This window comes from Marinobacter sp. UBA3604 (genome assembly GCF_002375325.1).
GTDB classification, from domain to species: domain Bacteria; phylum Pseudomonadota; class Gammaproteobacteria; order Pseudomonadales; family Oleiphilaceae; genus Marinobacter; species Marinobacter salarius.
Genome location: NZ_DFMB01000012.1, coordinates 1,234 through 2,126 on the forward strand (window position 1 = coordinate 1,234; position 893 = coordinate 2,126).

Sequence of the window (893 nt, forward strand, 5' to 3'; positions counted from 1 at the left end):
AAGCGTAAGGACGAGTTCGCCAGTCGCGGTGTAAAGCTGATCGGGGTCTCCGTCGACCCGCTCGACTCCCATAAAGACTGGGCGAAGGATATCGAGAAAACCCAGGGCAAGGGGCTCAATTTTCCCCTGTTGGCAGACAAGGATCAGGTGGTCGCAGACCTGTACGGAATGATCCATCCAAAAGCCGATCCCAAGGTGACTGTTCGAACGGTATTCATTATTGATTCCGCGAAAAAAATCCGTCTGATGCTAACGTATCCGCCCAGCACCGGGCGCAATCTGGACGAGATCCTGCGCGTCATTGATTCGCTCCAGTTGACCGACAACCACAAAGTGGCCACGCCGGTGGACTGGAAGAATGGCGAGGATGTGATCATCGTTCCGTCGCTCTCCAACGAAGAGGCGAAAGAGCGCTTCCCCGACGGCTGGGATGAGCAGACACCGTATCTGCGCGTTACCCGCCAACCTGGTCGGAAGTAACAAGGAATTCGTCAGCCGGCCTTGCGGCTGGCTGACGAAGCAATACCTGAGAAACCCTCGCCGATAGGTTCGGTCATTGCCGAACCCTTAACCGAACACGGCCCCGAAATGCTAACCCTGACAGTCCCTGAAGTTGGTCTCTTCGCGTTACTGATTGCACTTTGCCTGTCGCTGCTTCAGGCGACCGTGCCCTTGCTGGGAGCCGCCACCCGGCGCCCGTTGTGGATGGCATTTGCAGAGCCCATGGCATGGGGGCAATTTGCCTTTCTACTGGTTTCTTATGCCAGCCTGACCGCCAGTTTTCTTCTGGATGATTTCAGCGTGGACTATGTGGCCCGTAATTCGAACTCGATGCTGCCCTGGTACTACAAGTTCACCGCCGTCTGGGGATCTCATGAAGGCTCGGTGCTGTT

1 protein-coding gene and 1 pseudogene are annotated in these 893 nt (G+C 56.2%); both read left to right on the forward strand.

All coding sequences use genetic code 11. The features are described 5' to 3' along the window. Nucleotides 1–480: redoxin domain-containing protein (locus B2590_RS02965; RefSeq protein WP_286847842.1), on the forward strand; the 480-nt coding region annotated here is incomplete at its 5' end. A 108-nt stretch (nucleotides 481–588) separates the two neighbouring features. Further along, nucleotides 589–893, forward strand: a pseudogene (locus B2590_RS02970) (heme lyase NrfEFG subunit NrfE); the annotation flags it as partial.